The organism is Bacillus cereus group sp. MYBK5-2 (genome assembly GCF_051915685.1).
Lineage (GTDB): Bacteria > Bacillota > Bacilli > Bacillales > Bacillaceae_G > Bacillus_A > Bacillus_A cereus.
In genome coordinates this window covers 424,346-443,484 of sequence record NZ_JBQAFE010000003.1, presented here as the reverse complement: position 1 = coordinate 443,484, position 19,139 = coordinate 424,346, and the positions used below count along the sequence as shown (strand labels likewise).

Genomic DNA, 19,139 nt, shown 5'->3' with positions numbered 1-19,139 from the left:
CACACATACGAAAAACCCTGTCTTATAAACAGGGTTTAGTAGCGAGAATGGCGACTTATATTTAATAATACACCTACTGCCATTAACATTAATGTCAAACTTGATCCACCATAACTTAAAAACGGCAAGGTAATACCCGTAACAGGCATCAGTCCTGTTACAACACCAACATTAATCATTACTTGAATCGCAATCATCGCCACAATACCTACTGCTAAAAACGTACCATATAAATCTGGCGCTCCTAATGCGATACGAATCCCGCGCCATAATAATAGACTAAATAATAATAACACAAATGAACCACCAATAAAACCTAATTCCTCGGATAAGATCGCAAATATAAAGTCAGTTTGTGGTTCAGGTAAATAAAGAAATTTTTGTCTACTTTGTCCAAGTCCAAGCCCAAATAATCCACCAGGTCCAATTGCAAGTAATGATTGGATAATTTGAAATCCACTCCCGAGCGGATCTGACCACGGATCTAAATATGATGTAATGCGTTTCATTCGATACGGTGCTGATGCAATTAACCCTACAAATCCTGCTACACCAATCAAACCAAACATTGCAAAGTGAAAGACTCTCGCTCCCGAAATGAATATCATAATGATACATGTCCCAACCATTACCGTTCCTGTCCCAAGGTCTGGCTGTAACATAATCATCCCAAAAGCAAGAAACACAAAACTAAGAGCCGGTAATAAACCACGTTTAAAAGATGTAATCAATTTTTGCCGTTCTGCTAAAAACTTTGCCAAGAAAATAATCATCGCAAACTTCATAAATTCTGACGGTTGAATCGAAAATGCTCCGATTCCAATCCAACTTCGTGCTCCTCCTCGAACAAGACCTACTCCAGGAATAAGAACGAGAATAAGAAGAATGAAGCAAACTAGCAAAATCACTTTTGAATACGTACGCCACACCCAATAATCAATTTTCATAATAAAAAACATAGCTACTACACCAAGACCCGCAAACAGTAATTGTCTTTTTGCAAAAAAGAATGAGTCCCCCATTTTATAAGAGGCCCAAACTGCACTCGCACTATAAACCATAATCATTCCGATTGTCAACAATGAAAGTGTTACGATGATGAGAATAAAATCAGGCGTTTTCTTCATTACCCACAAACACCACCTCTTTAGGCAGAACCTTTTGCCCTATGTAACAAAACATCAGTAGGTGTTAGCCTACTGATGTTTTGATTTACTTTATATAAGTTTATGCACAGCTTGTATAAAAATGTCTCCTCTTTCTTCAAATGTTTTAAATTGATCCCAGCTTGCACACGCTGGAGAAAGAAGAACGACATCACCATCTTTAGAATGAGCATAAGCTTTCACCACTGCTTCATCTAAAGTATCGACACTTTCAATTATATCTAATCCCGCTTTTTCTGCCGCTCTTACTAGTTTAGGAGCTGTTTGTCCAAATGTTACAATCGCTTTTACATTTTTGAAATACGGAATTAAATCATCGAATTCATTTCCGCGATCAAGCCCACCTGCTAGTAACACAATCGGTTGTGTAAACGCAGATAGTGCTTTCTCAGTCGCTAACATATTCGTTGCTTTTGAATCATTATAAAACTTACGGTTGTTAATCGTTGTTACATATTCTAAACGATGTTTTACACCCGTAAAACGTTTTAACACGACCGTAATTGCTTCATTAGAAGTACCTAATAATTTCGCAATACTCATCGCAGCTAAAATATTTTCTAGATTATGTTGACCAGGTAAAACGATATCGCTTACTTCAACAACTTTTTCACCTTTGAAATAAAGAGCGTTATCTTTTATACACGCACCATCTTCAATTTCTTTCGTTGTCGAAAACAGGATTTTTTGACCTTTAGAATACGCAGACAAAGCCATCACATCTGCATCATCCGCATTTATTACACTATAATCATTTTCTGTTTGGTTTTTAAAAATATTTGCTTTTGCTAAACCATATTCTTTCTTCGTCCCATGATAATCTAAGTGGGCCTCAAATAAATTTAAAAACGCAGCAATTTTAGGTTGGAACAATTCTACTCCCATCAATTGAAACGATGAAAGTTCTGTAACTACAACTTCATTTTCTTTTGCATCCTGTGCTACTTCACACGCTACAGTTCCAATGTTCCCTGCAATTACAGGATGCTTTTGTCCTTCTTTTAGCATTTCAAATGTCAGCATTGTCGTCGTCGTTTTACCGTTAGACCCCGTAATCCCAACAAATGGTGCTTCTGAAATACGATATGCTAATTCAACTTCCGTAACAATCGGAATTTGTTTTTCTTTCGCAGCAACTAATATTGGATTAGAATACGGGATTCCTGGATTTTTTACTACAAGAGAAATATTTCTCTCTAATAATTCTAAAGGATGACCACCGCATACAACGTCCATTCCTTTTGCTTGTAATTCTGCAGCAAGTACATTCTCTGCTAAAGGCTTTCCGTCATTTACAATAACATTTGCCCCTAGCTTTTGTAACAATGTAGCTGCTGCATAACCACTTTTTGCAATACCCAATACAAGAATATTCTTATTTTGAAATTCAGTTACAGTTTTCAATTACATCCACACCCCGATATAAATTCCTAACACAGCTAATAAAAATCCTGCAGACCAAAACGTCACAACAACACGCCACTCTGACCAACCGCATAATTCATAATGATGGTGTAATGGACTCATTTTAAAGACACGTTTTCCTGTTGTTTTAAATGAAATGACCTGAATGATAACCGATAAAGTTTCCATTACGAATACTCCGCCAATAATTACAAGTAGCAATTCTTGTTTTAATAAAATCGCTACAGCTGCAATGGCTCCACCTAAAGCTAATGAACCTGTATCTCCCATAAACACTTTTGCTGGATTCGCATTGAATACTAAAAATCCAAGTACAGCTCCTACAACTGCCATACAGAATATCGCTACTCCAAATTGCTCTTGTGCCACAGCAATAATACTAAATGCTCCAAATGCAATAGCAGCTGTTCCTGATAATAAACCATCTAAACCGTCAGTTAAGTTAACTGCATTTGATCCACCAATAAGCATAAATAGTACAAGTACGAAATACGCCCAACCTAATTCAAACTTAACATCCGTTCCCGGAATCATGATGTATGTGTGGAACGCTTGCCCTTTTCCAATTAAAAAGAATGCAATAGCAATAACAAGCTGACCTACTAATTTTTGCTTTGATGTTAAACCAAGATTTCTCTTCTTAACTACCTTTATGTAGTCATCTAAAAATCCAATCAATCCGTAACCAAACGTCACTAATAGTAATAACGAAACCTCTGCACCTAAATAATTAAACTTAATCGCCATAATAAGTGAAGTTACCATCATAGATACGTATATGACGATACCACCCATTGTCGGTGTCCCTGATTTTTTTTGATGTGACTTCGGTCCCTCATCACGAATACTCTGTCCGAACTTTAATTTTCTTAAAAATGGAATAAACAATGGCGAAAGGGCAACAGAAATTAAGAATGCTACCCCAGCCGTTACTAATAAACCTTGCTCAAGCACATGTAGTCCTCCTCTCACGTTGTTACTCTTCGTTGTTTAAACGCCCTGTAATTGCTTCTTTAGCAACTTCACGATCATCGAAATGATGAACTTCTTTACCAATAATTTGATACGTTTCATGCCCCTTACCAGCAATAATAATGATATCATCTGCTTTCGCTTTAGCGATTGCATGGTGTATTGCTTCTTTTCTATCAATGATCATTTCATAATTTTTCCCGCTTGCACCATGTACCATATCATCTAAAATAGCCGCTGGATCTTCACTTCTTGGATTATCTGATGTATAAATTGCATGAGTTGCATATTTTGTTGCAACACTTGCCATTATCGGTCTCTTCGTTCGGTCCCTATCGCCGCCACAACCAACGATACAATACACATCACCTTTTGCAAATTGTTTTGCAGTTTTTAATACATTTTCTAAACTATCTGGCGTATGTGCGTAATCAACAATAACTGTATAATTTTGCCCTCCATCAACAACTTCAAAACGTCCTGGAACCCCAGCTAAATCCTTTATAACAGCAATGATTGTTTCTAATTTCACACCCGAAACAAGTCCTGCTGCTGTTGCTGCAAGTACGTTATATACATTAAATTTACCTATTAATTTCATTGTAACATTTACACTTTCATATGGTGTGACAAGCGTAAATGTAGTCCCGCCACTCGTCATAACGATATTTTTTGCCATAATGTCACTTGTTGTATCAATACCATATGTTACAACTGTTGCTGCAGTACTTCTCATATACTCTTCTGTTACATTATCATCGCTATTCAGCACAGCGTACTTTTCACGATTATGATTATAACTATTGCCAAGCTGTGCAAATAGTAACCCTTTTGCATGTTTATATTCTTCCATCGTTTTATGATAGTCTAAATGATCTTGTGTTAAATTCGTAAACACCGCTACATCGTAATCACATCCGTGTACACGACCAAGATTTAACGCATGTGACGAAACTTCCATTACCGTGCTGTCCACACCTTGTTCAACCATTTTTGAAAACGTCTGTTGAAGTGTTAGTGCATCTGGTGTTGTATTTTTCACCTCAAATGTTTCATCACCGATTTTCATATTAATCGTTCCAATTAGCCCTGTTTTATGACCATGTGCTCGCATAATCTCATCCATAATATGCGATGTTGTTGTCTTTCCATTTGTACCTGTAATTCCGATTAAATGTAACTTGTGTGTCGGTTGACCATAAAAATAATCAGCTAAAACCGCTAACGAACGAAAAGTATTTTTCACAAGTACAACTGGAACGTCAACATCAATTGGTCTTTCCGCAACAATAGCAGCCGCTCCTTGTGCCGCTGCTTGCTTAGCAAAATCATGGCTATCAACCGTATATCCTTTCATACATACAAATAAGCTTCCCTCTTTCACTTTACGTGAATCAGCTTCTATAGATGTGATTTCTGGATTTTCTTTTGGAACAACTGGAAAATCATGCAAACATGATACAAGTGTATGCAACTTCATTTCACTAAACCCTCTCTACATTGTTTATTTATCTTTTTTTCAGTAAGCAACACATTACCTCCTATATAAGGAGGTAAGTGCTACTGACCTATTTATGAATGAGACACTTACTGTCTCAAATTAAGTAACTGTTCTATAAAGAACTCACTTCCACCAATTGTACCATAAAACGTACTATGTTACCTTTAATTCCCGAAGTAAATTCTAATTTTTGAGCCTTCTTTTACTTTAGCTCCCGCTTCTGGTGATTGTTTAATTACTTTCTCTCCATCTCCACTTATATCAAGCTTCAAATCGACGAGTTGTGTTTGTAAGTCTTTCTTTTTCATTCCAATTAAATTCGGAACTTCCACAGTTGGTGTATCGCCCCATTTATATTCTTTCTCAACTTGTTCTTTTCTCGGTTTCACTCCCATAACAGGAAGCGCATCTCGAAGGATATTCCCGACAATCGGAGCTGCTACCACTCCACCAAACTGTGTAACCCCTTTTGGATTATCAACAGCAACATACACAACAATCTCTGGATCATCCGCTGGAGCAAATCCGATAAAAGATACTATATAATTATTCTCTAAATATTTACCATCTTTCACCTTTTGAGCAGTACCCGTTTTTCCACCTACACGATATCCATCAATATAAGCACCTTTACCAGAACCTTTCGCTACAACATTCTCTAATGCATAACGAACTTTTTCTGAAGTTTCCTTGGAAATAACTTTTCTTTTCTCAACAGGTGTCTTTTTACTAACAACTTGATTATTTTTCGGATCAATAAACTCCTTAGCTATATACGGCTGATACAATGTTCCACCATTTACAGCCGCCGCTACAGCTGCTACTTGTTGAATTGGTGTAACAGAAACCCCTTGGCCGAATGAAGTTGTTGCTTGCTCTACTGGACCAACTTTATCTAAATTAAATAAAATCCCACTGCCTTCACCTTGCAAGTCAATTCCAGTCTTCTGCCCAAAACCAAAATTACGAATGTATTTAAATAATCGGTCTTTACCAAGGCGATCACCAAGTTCAATAAATCCCGGGTTACATGAGTTTTGAACGACTTCTAAAAACGTTTGACTGCCATGACCTCCTGCTTTCCAGCATTTCAATCTAGCTCCACCTACTTCAGCTGCTCCATCATCATAAAACGTATCCTTCTCTAAGTCTACTAAATTTTCATTCAATGCTGCAGCTAATGTAATGATCTTAAATGTTGAACCAGGCTCATACGTACTCCATACAGGTAGATTTCTGTTATACACTTCTGGAGAGACACTTTGAAAATCCGCTGGGTCAAAACTCGGTCGACTAGACATACCTAAAATTTCACCATTTTTAGGATTCATTGCAATCGCAATCATACCGTCAGGATTATAAGTTGACTCCGCAATATTCATTTCTCTTTCCATAATCCTTGTAATACGCGCATCGATTGTTAATCCTAAATTTAAACCAGCTTCTGGCTTTTTGAAATCATCACCAACATTAGGCATCCTTTGTCCTTTCGCATCTGCAAAAAAACGCACATGACCTTTGTCCCCATTTAGCTCTTTATCATAATATTTTTCTAGTCCCATAAGACCTTGGTTATCGCTACCTGCAAAACCTAATACATGTGATAAAAAGTTTCCAAATGGATAGTACCGGATAGAATCCTCTGCGATATACACGCCCTTCAAACTTAATCCTCGTACTTCTTTCGCTTTGTCATGTGATATTTTCCTTCCGCCTTTATCTAACCTTACAATCGATTCTTTTTTTGTAATCCTTTTATAAATCTCATCTTTTTCCACACCTAATACTGCAGCTAACTTCTCTGCAGTCTCTGCTGGTTTTTCAATTTGCCTCGGTACAACAAAGACAGTTGGAGCACTTTTATTCGTGGCAAGTTCCACACCATTTCGGTCTAAAATTTTCCCACGTTCGGGTTCAAAAGTAATATTACGACTCCATGAATCTTTCGCACGATCCGTTAACATATTCCCAAGAAAAAATTGCACATATCCAAGACGAATATCGATAATAGTGAAAATAAGTATACCTGATATAAGTATAAAAATAAGTCGTTTTCTAACTGTTACATTTGATACACGCATATCGGAACAAGCCTCCCTTACGCCTAGCTTGTTCCAATATATGCTTGTACTTATTTAATTAGAACTTATTCTCTTTTACCATTACGGCTTTTCTGCTTCTTGCTGTGGTTCGAGTGGCGGTACGAGTGTGACACCTAATTCTGTACCAGGTTGTAATAATGTTCCTTCCGCCACACTTTGTTCTGTTACGTATCCTGTACCAGAAGGTTTCAAGTTAAGCTGTAATGTCTTCGCTAAATTCATAACATCACGCAGTGCCCATCCTTGTATATTTGGCATTGTAGGCTTATCTCCTACCAAGAAGACTCGGTCGCCTTTTAATGTTTGTTCAGTCGCTTTTGGTACTTGTTGCTGTACTTTCCCTTCACCTAGTACGATTGGACGAAGTTTTGCTTTATCAATCGCTTTCCCCGCTTCAGCCATCGTTTTACCAGTTACATCTGGAACAGTAGTTTGTTGTTCTTTCAGATGTTTTTTCGGATCTTTCACTTCATTTGGCTTAATCTTTAAATACTCTAAACTATTTTTTGTTACATATTTAAAAATATCAGCTAAAGGTTGTGCGCCGTTCTCGTCATCTTTTAATTTCGGCTGTTTAACAGCTACATACACGACAAGTTGTGGATCGTCCATTGGTGCCATACCTAAGAATGAGAATATATAATTCTGTCTTCCTGTCATATAGCCGCCTTTTCCATCCGGAATTTGCGCTGTACCTGTTTTACCACCAACTGAATATCCATCAATTTTATAAGCTGTCCCTGTACCTTTCGGAGATGTAACAACACGTTCTAATAACTGTCTTACTTGCGCTGCTGTTTCCTTTGTAACAGGTTTTCCTACTTCTTCTGGCTTATGTTCTAATTTTACTTTGTCTGTTATCGGATCTACAATTTTATCAATTGCATAAGGTTTCATCATTTTCCCATCATTTGCAATGGCCGTTGCAGCTTGTACAAGCTGAATTGGTGTTACAGTGGAACCTTGTCCAAAAGCTGTTGTCACTTGTTGTATTTGCTGATCAAATAAAATTGTATTCGATCCTTCACCTGATAAATCAATGTTCGTTTTTTCATCTAATCCAAAACTATGAATATATTTTCGGAAACGTTCTGGACCAAGTTTTTGATCTCCTAAAATTGCAAACGCTACGTTTGAAGAACGCTCTACCCCTTCATCAAACGTGATAGAACCCCAACCAGCACCGCCATTATGATCTTTTATTTTCCTATTTCCGACTTGATATGTCCCGGATTGATAATAATCTTGTCCTTTGTACACACCTTCATTAATAGCTGCCGCTAACGTAAAAATTTTCATTGTTGATCCAGGTTCAAATGCATTGGCAATCGCGTCATTGAAGAAATATTTAATTTGGCGATCATTAGGGTCATAACTAGGTTTAGTAGACATCGCTAATATTTTCCCAGTTTTCGGATCTGCAACAATCCCTATTAAACTTTCTGGCTCATATTGCTTACTTGCTGCTTTCATCGCGTCTTCTAAATAACTTTGGACACGTTGATCAATTGTTAAATAAGCGTTATCTCCATTTTTAGGTGCCTTTACATTAACTTTTCCCCCATCAAGGGACACACCTTTACGATCACCTGTATATGCTACTTCTCCGTTCGAAGCACTTAAGTATTTATCCAAGCTTTTCTCTATGCCAAATTGACCTACCGAGGTTCCATTCTCATTTGGTTTTGCATGACCTATAACGTAAGATGCAAAATCACCGTTTGGATACACCCTTGCATTTTCTGTAATAAAAGATATTCCCGGCAACTTCAACGCTTCTATTTGTTCCTTCTTTTCTTTCGTCAAATCCTTGCCTAACGTTCCAAATTCGACTTGACTTCTACCTTCCTTGTTTAAAGAAGCTAAAATATCCTCTTCGCCTTTTCCAAGTACTCCTGCAATTTTCTTTGCAGTATCTTCTTTATTCTCAACTGAGTTAGCACCTTTTAGTGCAGCTACCATTTTGTAAGAGTTTGCGTCTTGCGCTAACACATGACCGTTTTGATCATAAATGGTTCCTCGGTTCGCTTCAAGAACTCCTGTTTTACTATGCTTTTGTTTAGCAAGTGCATCTAAATCCTGATTATGAACTGTTCCTGTTGATTGTATGTAAAAAAATCGGGCTAATAACAGCAAAAAGAGCAGGAGGAAAAATATCATAAAATAACCTGCTCCCTTATTGGTATGAAATTTAGTCATATTCTTCTTCATCGTTCCTTCACACCTATTGCCTTATTTGAGGCCTTTCACATTATTCGCATTAATTTCTAGCCCGTGTTTTTTTGCAACTTCAGCGATCCGTTCATAGCGACTTAACTTCTCTACTTCAGCTTGTAATTCTTGATTTTCTTTTTGCTGCTGTACAATTTTTTCTTCTATCGTCGCTGCTTCTACATTAACTTGATAAAGGCCTGCTTTATTTCCAATAAACGCGACACAGGCATACAATAAAAAGCCAATAAACGCTACATACAACAGTTTTTCGATTCTTGTAATTTTCGCTTTAACCTTCGGCTTAGCCATCTGCTGTGGGGGCGTTTGAATTTGCACCTCTTCTTGCGCTTGTTGTTTGTACTTTACAGCTAAATTAGTCATACCTCTCTCTCCCTTTTATCGTTTTTCAGCGATTCTCAACTTCGCAGAACGCGCACGATTATTTTCTTCTAGCTCTATATCAGAAGGTAAAATCGGTTTTCTTGTAATAAGCTTTAATTTCGGCTTAAATTCATCAGGAATAATCGGTAATCCTGGCGGCAATTGTGGCGTTGTACTATTTCGCTTAAACGTTGTTTTACAAATACGATCTTCTAATGAATGGAATGTTATAACACTAACCCTTCCACCTGGCTTAACCATCTCAATAGCAGATTCCAATGCTTCTTCAAATACTTTTAATTCATCATTTACAGCTATACGAATTGCCTGAAACACTCGCTTAGCAGGATGCCCACCCGTTCTGCGAGCAGGAGCCGGAATACCTTCTTTAATTAGCTCTACTAATTCTCCTGTCGTTTCAATAGCTTTATTCTCACGATAAGCTTCAATTTTTCTTGCAATTTGTTTTGAAAATTTCTCTTCACCGTATTGGAAGAAAATCCTTACAAGTTGTTCATATGACCAGCTATTTACAACATCGTACGCTGTTAATGGGGCATCTTGATCCATCCGCATATCTAGCGGTGCATCATGATGATAACTAAAGCCTCGTTCTGGTGTATCTAATTGTGGGGATGAAACACCTAAATCAAATAAAATACCGTCTACTTCTGTTATACCTATTTCCTGCAGTTTTTCAGCTAAATAACGGAAGTTACTCTTTACTGTTATAAACTGTTCACCGTATGAAGAGAACTTTTCTTTCGCGTTTTGAATCGCTATCTCATCTTGATCAAACGCTATTAATTTTCCACCTTCAGTTAATTGGGATAATAAATAAGAACTATGTCCTCCTCCCCCCAGTGTACAATCTACATATGTACCATCTGGCTTTATATCTAAGCCGTCTACTGTTTCCTTTAAAAGCACTGTTACGTGTTTAAACATTGTTGCACCTACTCTTTTTCCAATTAATTATGTTGAATGTATCCCTTCCTCTAAACACATATTTCACGCTTAGAGAATGAAATAATACGAAAGAACGACTCATTTAACTTACCAACAAAGGCAACATACTATACAAATCGCTATTTTCTTTTATTATATACTAAATTTTATCATCTTTTGCGGGAATTTAAATAAAAAACTGTCGAAAAAGCGAATAATACGTTTACATTTTGTGCTATTTTGTCATATATTTAAGTATCCAACACAATTGCCATATTTAACACTTTTTTTGATTGATAATTCAGAAAAAAATCACTTCACAGTAAATTCAACGGAATAAAAATAAAATCCTGCTCCAAAGAGCAAGATTTTATAGTTTTATAACATGATGTTTTCCGTCCCAAGAAAAAGGGTTTTCCATTACACGATCAACGAAATCCAAACCAAACTGATTTAAATAATAACATACATTCCACACACGTTCTTGCGGTGCACCTAATGGACGAAGTGCGAATTGTATACGGCGGAATTTATTTAGCTGAACCTCATACTTTTTCTCAACATTTCTTTTCAACATTCTTTCCAGCAGTTCAATTTGTTCATTAATTTTCAATTCGTTTTTCCCTGCAAACGCACCTAACCCTGGCTCTATTTTCTTTACAAATTGCTGTAAAGATGTATGAATATCGGCAATTTCTTTTTTCGCCTTTTCAAAATGATCATCAATCGGTTCCTCTATTTGATTAGACAACCAGTTTTCACGCAATTTATCGACATCATTTAAAAACGGATCACTTTCTCTCAATTGCAAATCAAATAAATCCGTCGCTATATCTCTCTCCACATAAGTAATTGTAAGACGAGGAACGACAGGTGGCATTTGAAAACCGACAGTATGGAATACTTGTTGTAATTCACTCCAATAAGCTAATTCTCCTGGACCTCCAATAAATGCGAGCGTAGGAAATACATACTCTTGCATAAGAGGACGTGTTACAACATTATTACTAAAACGTGCCGGATTTCTCTCCATCTCTTCAATCAACTCTTCGTATGAAAAGGAATGCGCCCCATCCTTTCCAACAAACTTACCTTGTTGATCTTCAAGCAATACTCGTTCATTATCTATTTCCATGAATATATGCACTGCATGAGACTTCGTTTCAATAATCGGTTTGTATCCTAGTTCTTTAATTACTTCTTGCTGATTACGAAGCCCCTCTTGTATCTCTTTATACTTACTTATAATTCGCTTAAAAAATGGAATTTCTAACTTTCTTAATTCAGGATGATGTGAATCAACAAGGATTAAACCAGAATTAGCAAAGATTTTCGTAATAAGATGAGCAAAGAAATCTACATACGTATTCGATTTTTTCAAAGCATCATCAACAAATTTTAATACATCCTTTGTAAAATTTGTTTCTGGGTATGTTTTAAAAATCTCTTCAATCCAATTTCTACAATCTTCAACAGAAAGTTCAGACTCAGAAGCACTCGCCTTTTTCGGATTACGGTCATAAAAAATAGTTTTTTTCATCTTTTTATTTTTCGCTACAAAAGTATGGTTAATCTCATCCATATCATGGTCTTCACCCGCAATCCAGAAGACAGGGACAACTTTAACTCCTAAACTTTCTTCCTTTTCCTTTGCAAGCTGTAAAATTGAAATAACTTTATGAATTGTATAAAGCGGTCCAGTTAATAACCCTGCTTGTTGTCCAGCTATAACAACATATGTATTTTCATCTCCAAGCGCTTTTACATTTTGAAGTGTAGATTCTCCCGCTTGTAATTTTGTATTATATTCTAATAAATGCGCTACTAAATCTTGGCGGAAAAACTCCCTTTCACGCAAATCATGTAAACGTTGTTTAAAAGCATCTTCTGTTAACATATAATCAAAACATGACTGTATCTCTTTTTTACCGTTCATATAGTCCGCTACAACACCTTGTTGCGGAACAGAGATTTCTTTTATCTCCATATAATTCTTCCTTTCGTATCCAGTTCTCTCACCAATCCACATTGTAGTCAATGTTTCACGTAAAAGCAAAGAATAACACTTATACTCTTGTTTCTAACCCTTTTATTGCATCGAACAAAAATTGAAGTGTCGGAACTGGTAGTTGCTGTTTCTTAGCTTCTTCTAATACATATCCAACAATCGCATTAATTTCCGTCTGTCTATTCGCTCTTACATCCGCTAACATAGAGGATGTATTACGAGACGTTCCTTCACACACATTTCGTACCATTTGCCATACCATTTCTTTTTCTCCTCTAATAAGAAATGCGACCTCCTGAAACACTTGCTCCATCATTTGATAAAAAAAACGATTCGTGATTAATTCACCATTCTTAACTCCCAATAGTGCTGTCAATGGATTGATACATACATTTACTACTAATTTTTTGTACATAATCTCTTCCCAATCCGTTTCTATTTGAACTGGAAAATAAGTAACAGGAAAATAACGGAATATTTTCTTGAAATGTATAGATTGACCACAAACCACTCCAAATTTTGTTACCCCTATCCCAGTATGATGAACGATATGCCCTCCCTCTTTTTTCGCACCATGTTCTACAATACCAACAGCTATATTTTCACTCCCTATTTTCAGCATCTTTTGAAGATGCGACATTCCGTTTTGCAAAAAGATTAATGATGATGCCCCTTCCACAAACGGTAGTACGTCATCTATATGATATTGCTTCACAGAAATAAATATATAATCTAAATTTTGTGCTACCATACTTTCTATCGGTAAAACAGATGGATATACTGTTTCACATCTTCCATCTCTAATACAAGTTACACCTGTTTCATTCAACTCTTCAGCCTGCTTAGCCGTTCTTGTAAACAACGTAACATCTTGGTTACTTTTTTGTAAATAAAATGTATACAATAGACCAATAGCACCTGGTCCGACAATTCCAATTTTCATTTTCACACAAGGGATTCACATTAAGCGCCCTTGCCTCCCCTCCTTTTTATATCTTTTTAAAGTACATGAGCACGCCCTATAATTTCGTTGTCCTCTGCCAAACAAATACACTCTCTTTTTTCGCTATGTATAATACTGCCTATTAATACACTTATACTCTTAGTTTAGCAAATCCTCAAAAAAATAATAAAAGAAATATACTATCTTCTTCATAAAAATAAAAAAATGAGTTATACTATTATTGTAAATATTTTTACTTTTCTGCATTCAACAAGATAACAAAAGGATGTGATGTAATGGGATTCCCAAAAGTTGAGCGCTTGCTCATCAATTATAAAACGTTAGATGAATTCAAAAAATTTAAAGGGTGCGGAGCCCAAGAACTATCTATGCTGGAAGAATTGCAAGCAAACATTATTGAAAACGACAGTGAATCTCCATTTTATGGCATTTATTATGGTGGATCACTAATCGCACGTATGAGTCTATATATGAAAAGAAACGGCGGAGAACCATTCGAAATTACAGGTCCTTACCTAGAACTTTATAAACTTGAAGTATTACCAACTTTTCAAAAACAAGGATTCGGGCAAATGCTTGTAAATCATGCGAAACAAATGCAATTTCCTATTAAAACAATAGCACGTATTCATTCAGCTGGTTTTTGGGATAAATTAAATTTCAACCCCGTATCAGTAACTGATGGTGATTTTTATATTTGGCATCCAGAAACAAATTTGAATGCGGTTACAAACGAAGAATCGGCTTAAGAAATAAAAAAACAGCTGTATAACAGCTGTTTTTTATTTCTTAAGCTTCTCTAACTTCTCATTCGAGCGAGCATTGTTTCTTTCCGCTACCATTACACTTCTTTTTTGATCGATATAATCAAGTAATGTTCTATACTCTTCTTCATATACTGATAATCGCTCCAGAAGGCGCTCTCTTTCTGTTTGTAATGATTCAACTTGTTGTTGCAACACCGTTAAAGAGTTTTCATCTTTATAATTTTGCAAGAAATCAATAACATCATTCAACGTAATTGACGTAGGTTCTAACACCTTTGTCTCTTTCACTTCATAATGTTCTACTTTACGAAGTTGCTTTGCTTCCTCAATACGTTCTTTATATTGCTTTCTTACGTAAGAATTCCACCTAAACCCACATGCTGCTGGTGTACGAGATAAATTTTTTCCCACTTCCTTAAAGGCAGAAAGTTGTGTTCCACCTTCTCGAATATGCCGGAGTACTACTTCTGCCAGAAGCAAATCTTCATCATCAGTCCAAGCATCTTGTCTTGTTGTCGCCATCTCTCTAGTCCTCCCTATGCATTTTTTATTAAGCATATGCAGTTACTAGAAAAGATAGAATACAACAACTAAAGATTAAGACAAAAAAAATAAACGCAGAAGATATCTTCTGCGTTTATTTTCCCGCAATTACTTGCTGATTACTTCTTTACCTTTGTAAGTACCGCATGCTTTACATACACGGTGAGCTAATTTCGCTTCACCACAGCTTGGGCACTCTACCATACCAGGTACTGATAATTTGAAATGCGTACGACGCTTTCTTTTTACTGTTTTAGAAGTTCTTCTAAAAGGTACAGCCATTCTTCCCACCTCCTTAAAAGAAATAGTTATTTTCATATGAAGGCCTGAACCAGTCTTCCGATTATTTGTCAAAAAACTTTGCAAGTCCTGCCAATCTTGGATCAACAGTCTTTTCTTTGTCTTCTTCCGAAATCACTTGCCAGTCTTGACCTTGCGTCGGTGCTCCACCAGAAACATCATCACTGAAAATTTGCATTGGAATCTCCAAAAGTATATTTTCCTTGATTACGGGCAGTAAGTCAAGTACTTCTCCTTCTAAAGAATGAATTTCAGCTTCAGTTTCAAATTCTTCTTGTGAAGTTTGGAACACCTCAGTTGTTTTAATGTCAAATGGTAATGTCACATCTACTAAAGAGCGAGAACATGGTAAAACCATGCTTCCAGTTATATGTAGATGAAACGTAAACTTACCGGAGCCAAAATCAACTCTTCCCGTTACATGAACAGGATTAATTTCACGAATATCTTTCTCGACCTCTTTTAGCTCACTTACATCTACCATCTCATCCAATGTCAATCCTTTATTTCTCAATTTATTCAATTGATGGATGGACCATTTCATATCATATCACCTCAAGGCAACAAACAAAATTATAGCTAGCCATTTTATATTTGTCAATGTTTTTTCTTTACACTATAATGAAGTCATCATAGTAAATAATATATAGAGTATCACGTTTTTCAAAAAGATGCTACATCGAAAGGAGAGATTACCATAAAAGCTGGTGGTATTGTTGTTGAATATAACCCTTTTCATAACGGTCATCTTTATCATGTGCAACAGACAAAAAAGTTAACACAATCCGATATAATAATTGCCGTTATGAGTGGTCCTTTTTTACAGCGTGGTGAGCCCGCACTCATTTCCAAATGGTATCGCACTAAAATGGCCTTAGCAAACGGCGTAGACCTTGTTGTAGAGCTTCCATACGTCTTTGCAACACAAAAGGCTGAAACCTTCGCAAATGGTGCTATTTCCATTTTAAATGCCCTACGTGTTTCCGAAATTTGTTTCGGTAGTGAGGATGGACAAATCGAAAATTTTTATAATACCATCTCCATACAAAAAAACGAAGAAGAGACTTTTAACTGCCTTGTAAAACAATTCATGGACGCTGGTAATAGTTATGCAAAAGCAACATCGGATGCTTTCTCACACATTTTAACATCTGAAAAAAACATAGATATGTCACAACCAAATAATATTTTAGGCTTCCAATATATGAAAGCAATTCTGTCACAAAATAGCTCTATACAAGCTCAAACTATAAAAAGATTTGCCTCTCATTATCACGATGAAACATTTAATGACCAACATATTGCAAGCGCGACAAGCATCCGAAAACAACTCTTTAGCGAAGAAGGATCATTTACAACAATTGAACCTTTTCTCCCACAGGCAACCACTTCGCTTTTAGCAAATTACAAACAAAACTACGGGATATTACATAATTGGGAACAATACTTTTCATTTTTTAAATATAGACTCATGACGATGTCTCCAGGGGACTTACGACATATATATGAAATAGAAGAAGGTTTAGAGCATCGTATTTTATCAAAAATACAAAACAGTTCCTCCTTCTATTCATTCATGGAAGCATTAAAAACAAAACGTTATACATGGACTAGATTACAAAGAGCTTGTACACACATTTTAACAAACACAACAAAAGAGGATATACGTAGCGCAAATATAGAACAACACGCACCATATATTCGCCTGCTAGGCATGTCACAAAAAGGACAAACTTACCTTTCAAAAAATAAGAAAAAAATCGAACTTCCAATCCTTACTCATACAAAAACATTCGACCATGCCGCTTTAGATATAGAGAAAAAAGCAAACTCTGTATATTTCTCCATCATGCACGAACCGTTACGCACACAACTATTAAAACAGGATATAACACACCATCCTATTCGCTATGATGAAACAACTACAAAATTCCTATAAAAAACCTCTCTATTTCAGAGAGGTTTTTTCCTTATCCATCTTTTCTAAATATGTTAACGCATCATCCAGCGTATCCACTGGTACAATTTTCATTTTTGTTTTAATATCCTTTGCAGTCTCAAGTGCATCTTTATAGTTCGATTTCTCCGCACCTTTTTCATTTGGCGCAAAGAACACTTCAGCCCCAGCATCGCTAGCAGCCACCACTTTTTGATTTATACCACCAATCGGGCCCACTTCTCCTTTTTCATTAATTGTACCTGTTCCAGCTATTTCATGTCCTTTCGTTAAGTCTTCTTCCACAAGTTGATTATATATTTCTAATGTGAACATTAAACCTGCGGATGGTCCACCAATTTCATGAGAATTAATTTTCACTTTCGGATCGACCACTAATTCTCTTTCCGTAACGATAGAAACACCTATACCGACACGTCCATTCCCATTAGGAATCGTCTTTACATTTAAATTCTCTTTCAATTGTTTTCCATTTCTCATGTACTCAATACTTACAGCATCATTTTCTTTTTTCCCTGTCATATATTCAATAAATTGCTCCGTCTTTTCAAACGTTTTTCCGTCAACAGCTATAATAACATCACCAAGCTTAAGCTTTCCTTCTGACGGCATTCCTTTTGCCACACCAGCAACTAATACACCTTTATTTTCAAAAGATACTGAGCGATTTGCACGTTTATATGCATTATAAATTGCTGCATTTTGTGAATCTTTCATCGCATAATTTTGGCGAAATTGATATTCTTCATCACTCTCACCTTTTTGCAATATTTCTTCCGCTTTCGAAATATGTGTATATTTATTAAACTGTGCCGCTATTAAATTCACCACATTTGCTGGTCCCATTGAAACCGTAACAAGCATAAAATCACCAGATTCTTTCGTTCCACCCTCAACTTGAACATAAGGCTCTAATTTGGCAGCCATTCCTGGTTTTGTTATATAATACGGTAAACGTACGTAAACAAGTAACATCGCCAATATAACCCCTATTAAGATTGCATATATAAACCGAAAACGCTTAAACATTATGTTTCTCCTTCCACTGCTCAATTAATAAATAAATATTTGAAATATGTTTTTCTGCTTCTACTTCTCCAACTCGAATAATGTCTTCAATGTTTGTAAAAGCACGTGAACTAAATTGCTCTACAGCTGGTCGCATCATTAAATCCGATGCAATTTGCCGATTCATTACAAGCTCATGCTGCATAATTTCAATACTTTGCATGATTACGTCATAAATGGACGTAACATCGCCATTTACCTTAATTGGAGATACATCAACAGCGATAACAATATCGGCCCCTAACTCTTTCACAACCGATACTGGGATGCGATCAATGACTCCACCATCCACTAATAATCTTCCATCTATTTTTTCTGGTACAAACACTCCAGGAACAGATATGCTAGCCCTCACCGCATCTGCAACTGGCCCACTTGTAAAAACCACTTTTTCCCCCTTCAATATGTCAGTAGCCACAACAGCCGTCGGGATATCTAACTCTTCTAAATTTTTATTATATGTAAACATTTTAATCATATCTTTGACACGTTTTCCAGCAATAAATCCCATTTTCGGTACCGTGAAATCTAAATAATACTTCCGCTTGAAAACAGATGCCAATTTATACAATCTTTCAACGTTGCTACTTGCCGCATAAAACGTACCTATTAGCGCCCCCATACTACTTCCTGCAATCATGTGAATAGGGATACCCGCTTCCCTTAAAACCTTTATTACACCAATATGAGCAAACCCTTTCGCTCCTCCAGACCCAAGTGCTAAACCAATCTTTGGTTCTTTCATTTTTCTCACCCTTTAATTTTTTTCATTCCTTTTTCATACTTATGGTCTAAATTCACTACGTATCCACGTATACTGAAA

Annotated in this window: 17 protein-coding genes; 2 read left to right on the top strand and 15 right to left on the bottom strand. The window is 36.3% G+C overall.

Annotated features, from left to right (window positions below; translation table 11 throughout):
• Positions 1 to 35: 35 nt before the first annotated feature.
• The 10 genes from spoVE to panE all read right to left on the bottom strand — a co-directional run bounded on the left by spoVE (position 36) and on the right by panE (position 13,660).
• Positions 36 to 1,127, bottom strand: a complete 1,092-nt coding sequence (gene spoVE / locus ACTFP3_RS14720; RefSeq protein ID WP_000753520.1) for a stage V sporulation protein E — start codon at positions 1,125 to 1,127, stop codon at positions 36 to 38.
• A 90-nt stretch (positions 1,128 to 1,217) separates the two neighbouring features.
• Complete coding sequence (gene murD / locus ACTFP3_RS14715) at positions 1,218 to 2,570, bottom strand: UDP-N-acetylmuramoyl-L-alanine--D-glutamate ligase (RefSeq protein ID WP_000860116.1); 1,353 nt, start codon at positions 2,568 to 2,570, stop codon at positions 1,218 to 1,220.
• On the bottom strand, positions 2,571 to 3,545 hold the full coding sequence (gene mraY / locus ACTFP3_RS14710) for a phospho-N-acetylmuramoyl-pentapeptide-transferase (RefSeq protein WP_000893060.1): 975 nt from the start codon (positions 3,543 to 3,545) through the stop codon (positions 2,571 to 2,573).
• Positions 3,546 to 3,567: 22 nt separating this feature from the next.
• Positions 3,568 to 5,043 (bottom strand): UDP-N-acetylmuramoyl-L-alanyl-D-glutamate--2,6-diaminopimelate ligase, encoded by a 1,476-nt coding sequence (gene murE / locus ACTFP3_RS14705; protein ID WP_000766320.1) that lies wholly within the window; start codon positions 5,041 to 5,043, stop codon positions 3,568 to 3,570.
• A 185-nt stretch (positions 5,044 to 5,228) separates the two neighbouring features.
• On the bottom strand, positions 5,229 to 7,145 hold the full coding sequence (locus ACTFP3_RS14700; protein ID WP_001266234.1) for a stage V sporulation protein D: 1,917 nt from the start codon (positions 7,143 to 7,145) through the stop codon (positions 5,229 to 5,231).
• Between the two features lie 81 nt (positions 7,146 to 7,226).
• Positions 7,227 to 9,377 carry a penicillin-binding protein gene (locus ACTFP3_RS14695; RefSeq protein ID WP_000739963.1) on the bottom strand — a complete coding sequence of 717 codons (2,151 nt, stop codon included), beginning with the start codon at positions 9,375 to 9,377 and terminating at the stop codon, positions 7,227 to 7,229.
• Between the two features lie 21 nt (positions 9,378 to 9,398).
• Positions 9,399 to 9,761, bottom strand: coding sequence for a cell division protein FtsL (ftsL, locus tag ACTFP3_RS14690; RefSeq protein WP_000182804.1), 363 nt, complete (start codon positions 9,759 to 9,761; stop codon positions 9,399 to 9,401).
• A gap of 15 nt (positions 9,762 to 9,776) precedes the next feature.
• Entirely contained in the window at positions 9,777 to 10,709 is a 933-nt protein-coding gene (gene rsmH / locus ACTFP3_RS14685) for a 16S rRNA (cytosine(1402)-N(4))-methyltransferase RsmH (protein WP_000472508.1), read from the bottom strand.
• 370 nt (positions 10,710 to 11,079) lie between these two features.
• On the bottom strand, positions 11,080 to 12,696 hold the full coding sequence (gene bshC, locus ACTFP3_RS14680) for a bacillithiol biosynthesis cysteine-adding enzyme BshC (protein WP_006928286.1): 1,617 nt from the start codon (positions 12,694 to 12,696) through the stop codon (positions 11,080 to 11,082).
• Between the two features lie 79 nt (positions 12,697 to 12,775).
• A complete protein-coding gene (gene panE, locus ACTFP3_RS14675) occupies positions 12,776 to 13,660 on the bottom strand; it encodes a 2-dehydropantoate 2-reductase (RefSeq protein WP_166694799.1) in 885 nt (294 codons plus the stop codon).
• Positions 13,661 to 13,956: 296 nt separating this feature from the next.
• Here panE and ACTFP3_RS14670 point away from each other — a divergent pair, with 296 nt between their 5' ends.
• On the top strand, positions 13,957 to 14,430 hold the full coding sequence (locus tag ACTFP3_RS14670) for an N-acetyltransferase (RefSeq protein ID WP_000506694.1): 474 nt from the start codon (positions 13,957 to 13,959) through the stop codon (positions 14,428 to 14,430).
• 33 nt (positions 14,431 to 14,463) lie between these two features.
• Here ACTFP3_RS14670 and ACTFP3_RS14665 read toward each other — a convergent pair whose 3' ends face one another.
• The 3 genes from ACTFP3_RS14665 to ACTFP3_RS14655 form a co-directional block, all read right to left on the bottom strand.
• Positions 14,464 to 14,970, bottom strand: a complete 507-nt coding sequence (locus ACTFP3_RS14665) for an RsfA family transcriptional regulator (protein ID WP_000246467.1) — start codon at positions 14,968 to 14,970, stop codon at positions 14,464 to 14,466.
• Between the two features lie 129 nt (positions 14,971 to 15,099).
• The gene (gene rpmF / locus ACTFP3_RS14660; protein WP_001984764.1) at positions 15,100 to 15,273 is read right to left on the bottom strand and encodes a 50S ribosomal protein L32; all 174 of its coding nucleotides are present in this window, start codon (positions 15,271 to 15,273) and stop codon (positions 15,100 to 15,102) included.
• A 61-nt stretch (positions 15,274 to 15,334) separates the two neighbouring features.
• Complete coding sequence (locus tag ACTFP3_RS14655) at positions 15,335 to 15,835, bottom strand: YceD family protein (RefSeq protein ID WP_000872149.1); 501 nt, start codon at positions 15,833 to 15,835, stop codon at positions 15,335 to 15,337.
• 213 nt (positions 15,836 to 16,048) lie between these two features.
• Between ACTFP3_RS14655 and ACTFP3_RS14650 the strand changes: the two genes are divergently transcribed.
• The gene (locus tag ACTFP3_RS14650; protein WP_002182932.1) at positions 16,049 to 17,230 is read left to right on the top strand and encodes a nucleotidyltransferase; all 1,182 of its coding nucleotides are present in this window, start codon (positions 16,049 to 16,051) and stop codon (positions 17,228 to 17,230) included.
• Positions 17,231 to 17,239: 9 nt separating this feature from the next.
• On the opposite strand, the gene ACTFP3_RS14645 is transcribed toward ACTFP3_RS14650, so the two are convergent.
• Together ACTFP3_RS14645 and ACTFP3_RS14640 are read right to left on the bottom strand one after the other, a co-directional pair.
• Positions 17,240 to 18,277, bottom strand: coding sequence for a SepM family pheromone-processing serine protease (locus ACTFP3_RS14645; protein ID WP_000476280.1), 1,038 nt, complete (start codon positions 18,275 to 18,277; stop codon positions 17,240 to 17,242).
• Positions 18,270 to 19,061 carry a patatin-like phospholipase family protein gene (locus tag ACTFP3_RS14640; protein ID WP_000662588.1) on the bottom strand — a complete coding sequence of 264 codons (792 nt, stop codon included), beginning with the start codon at positions 19,059 to 19,061 and terminating at the stop codon, positions 18,270 to 18,272. Before ACTFP3_RS14640 ends, ACTFP3_RS14645 begins: the two co-directional genes overlap by 8 nt.
• Positions 19,062 to 19,139 lie beyond the last annotated feature (78 nt).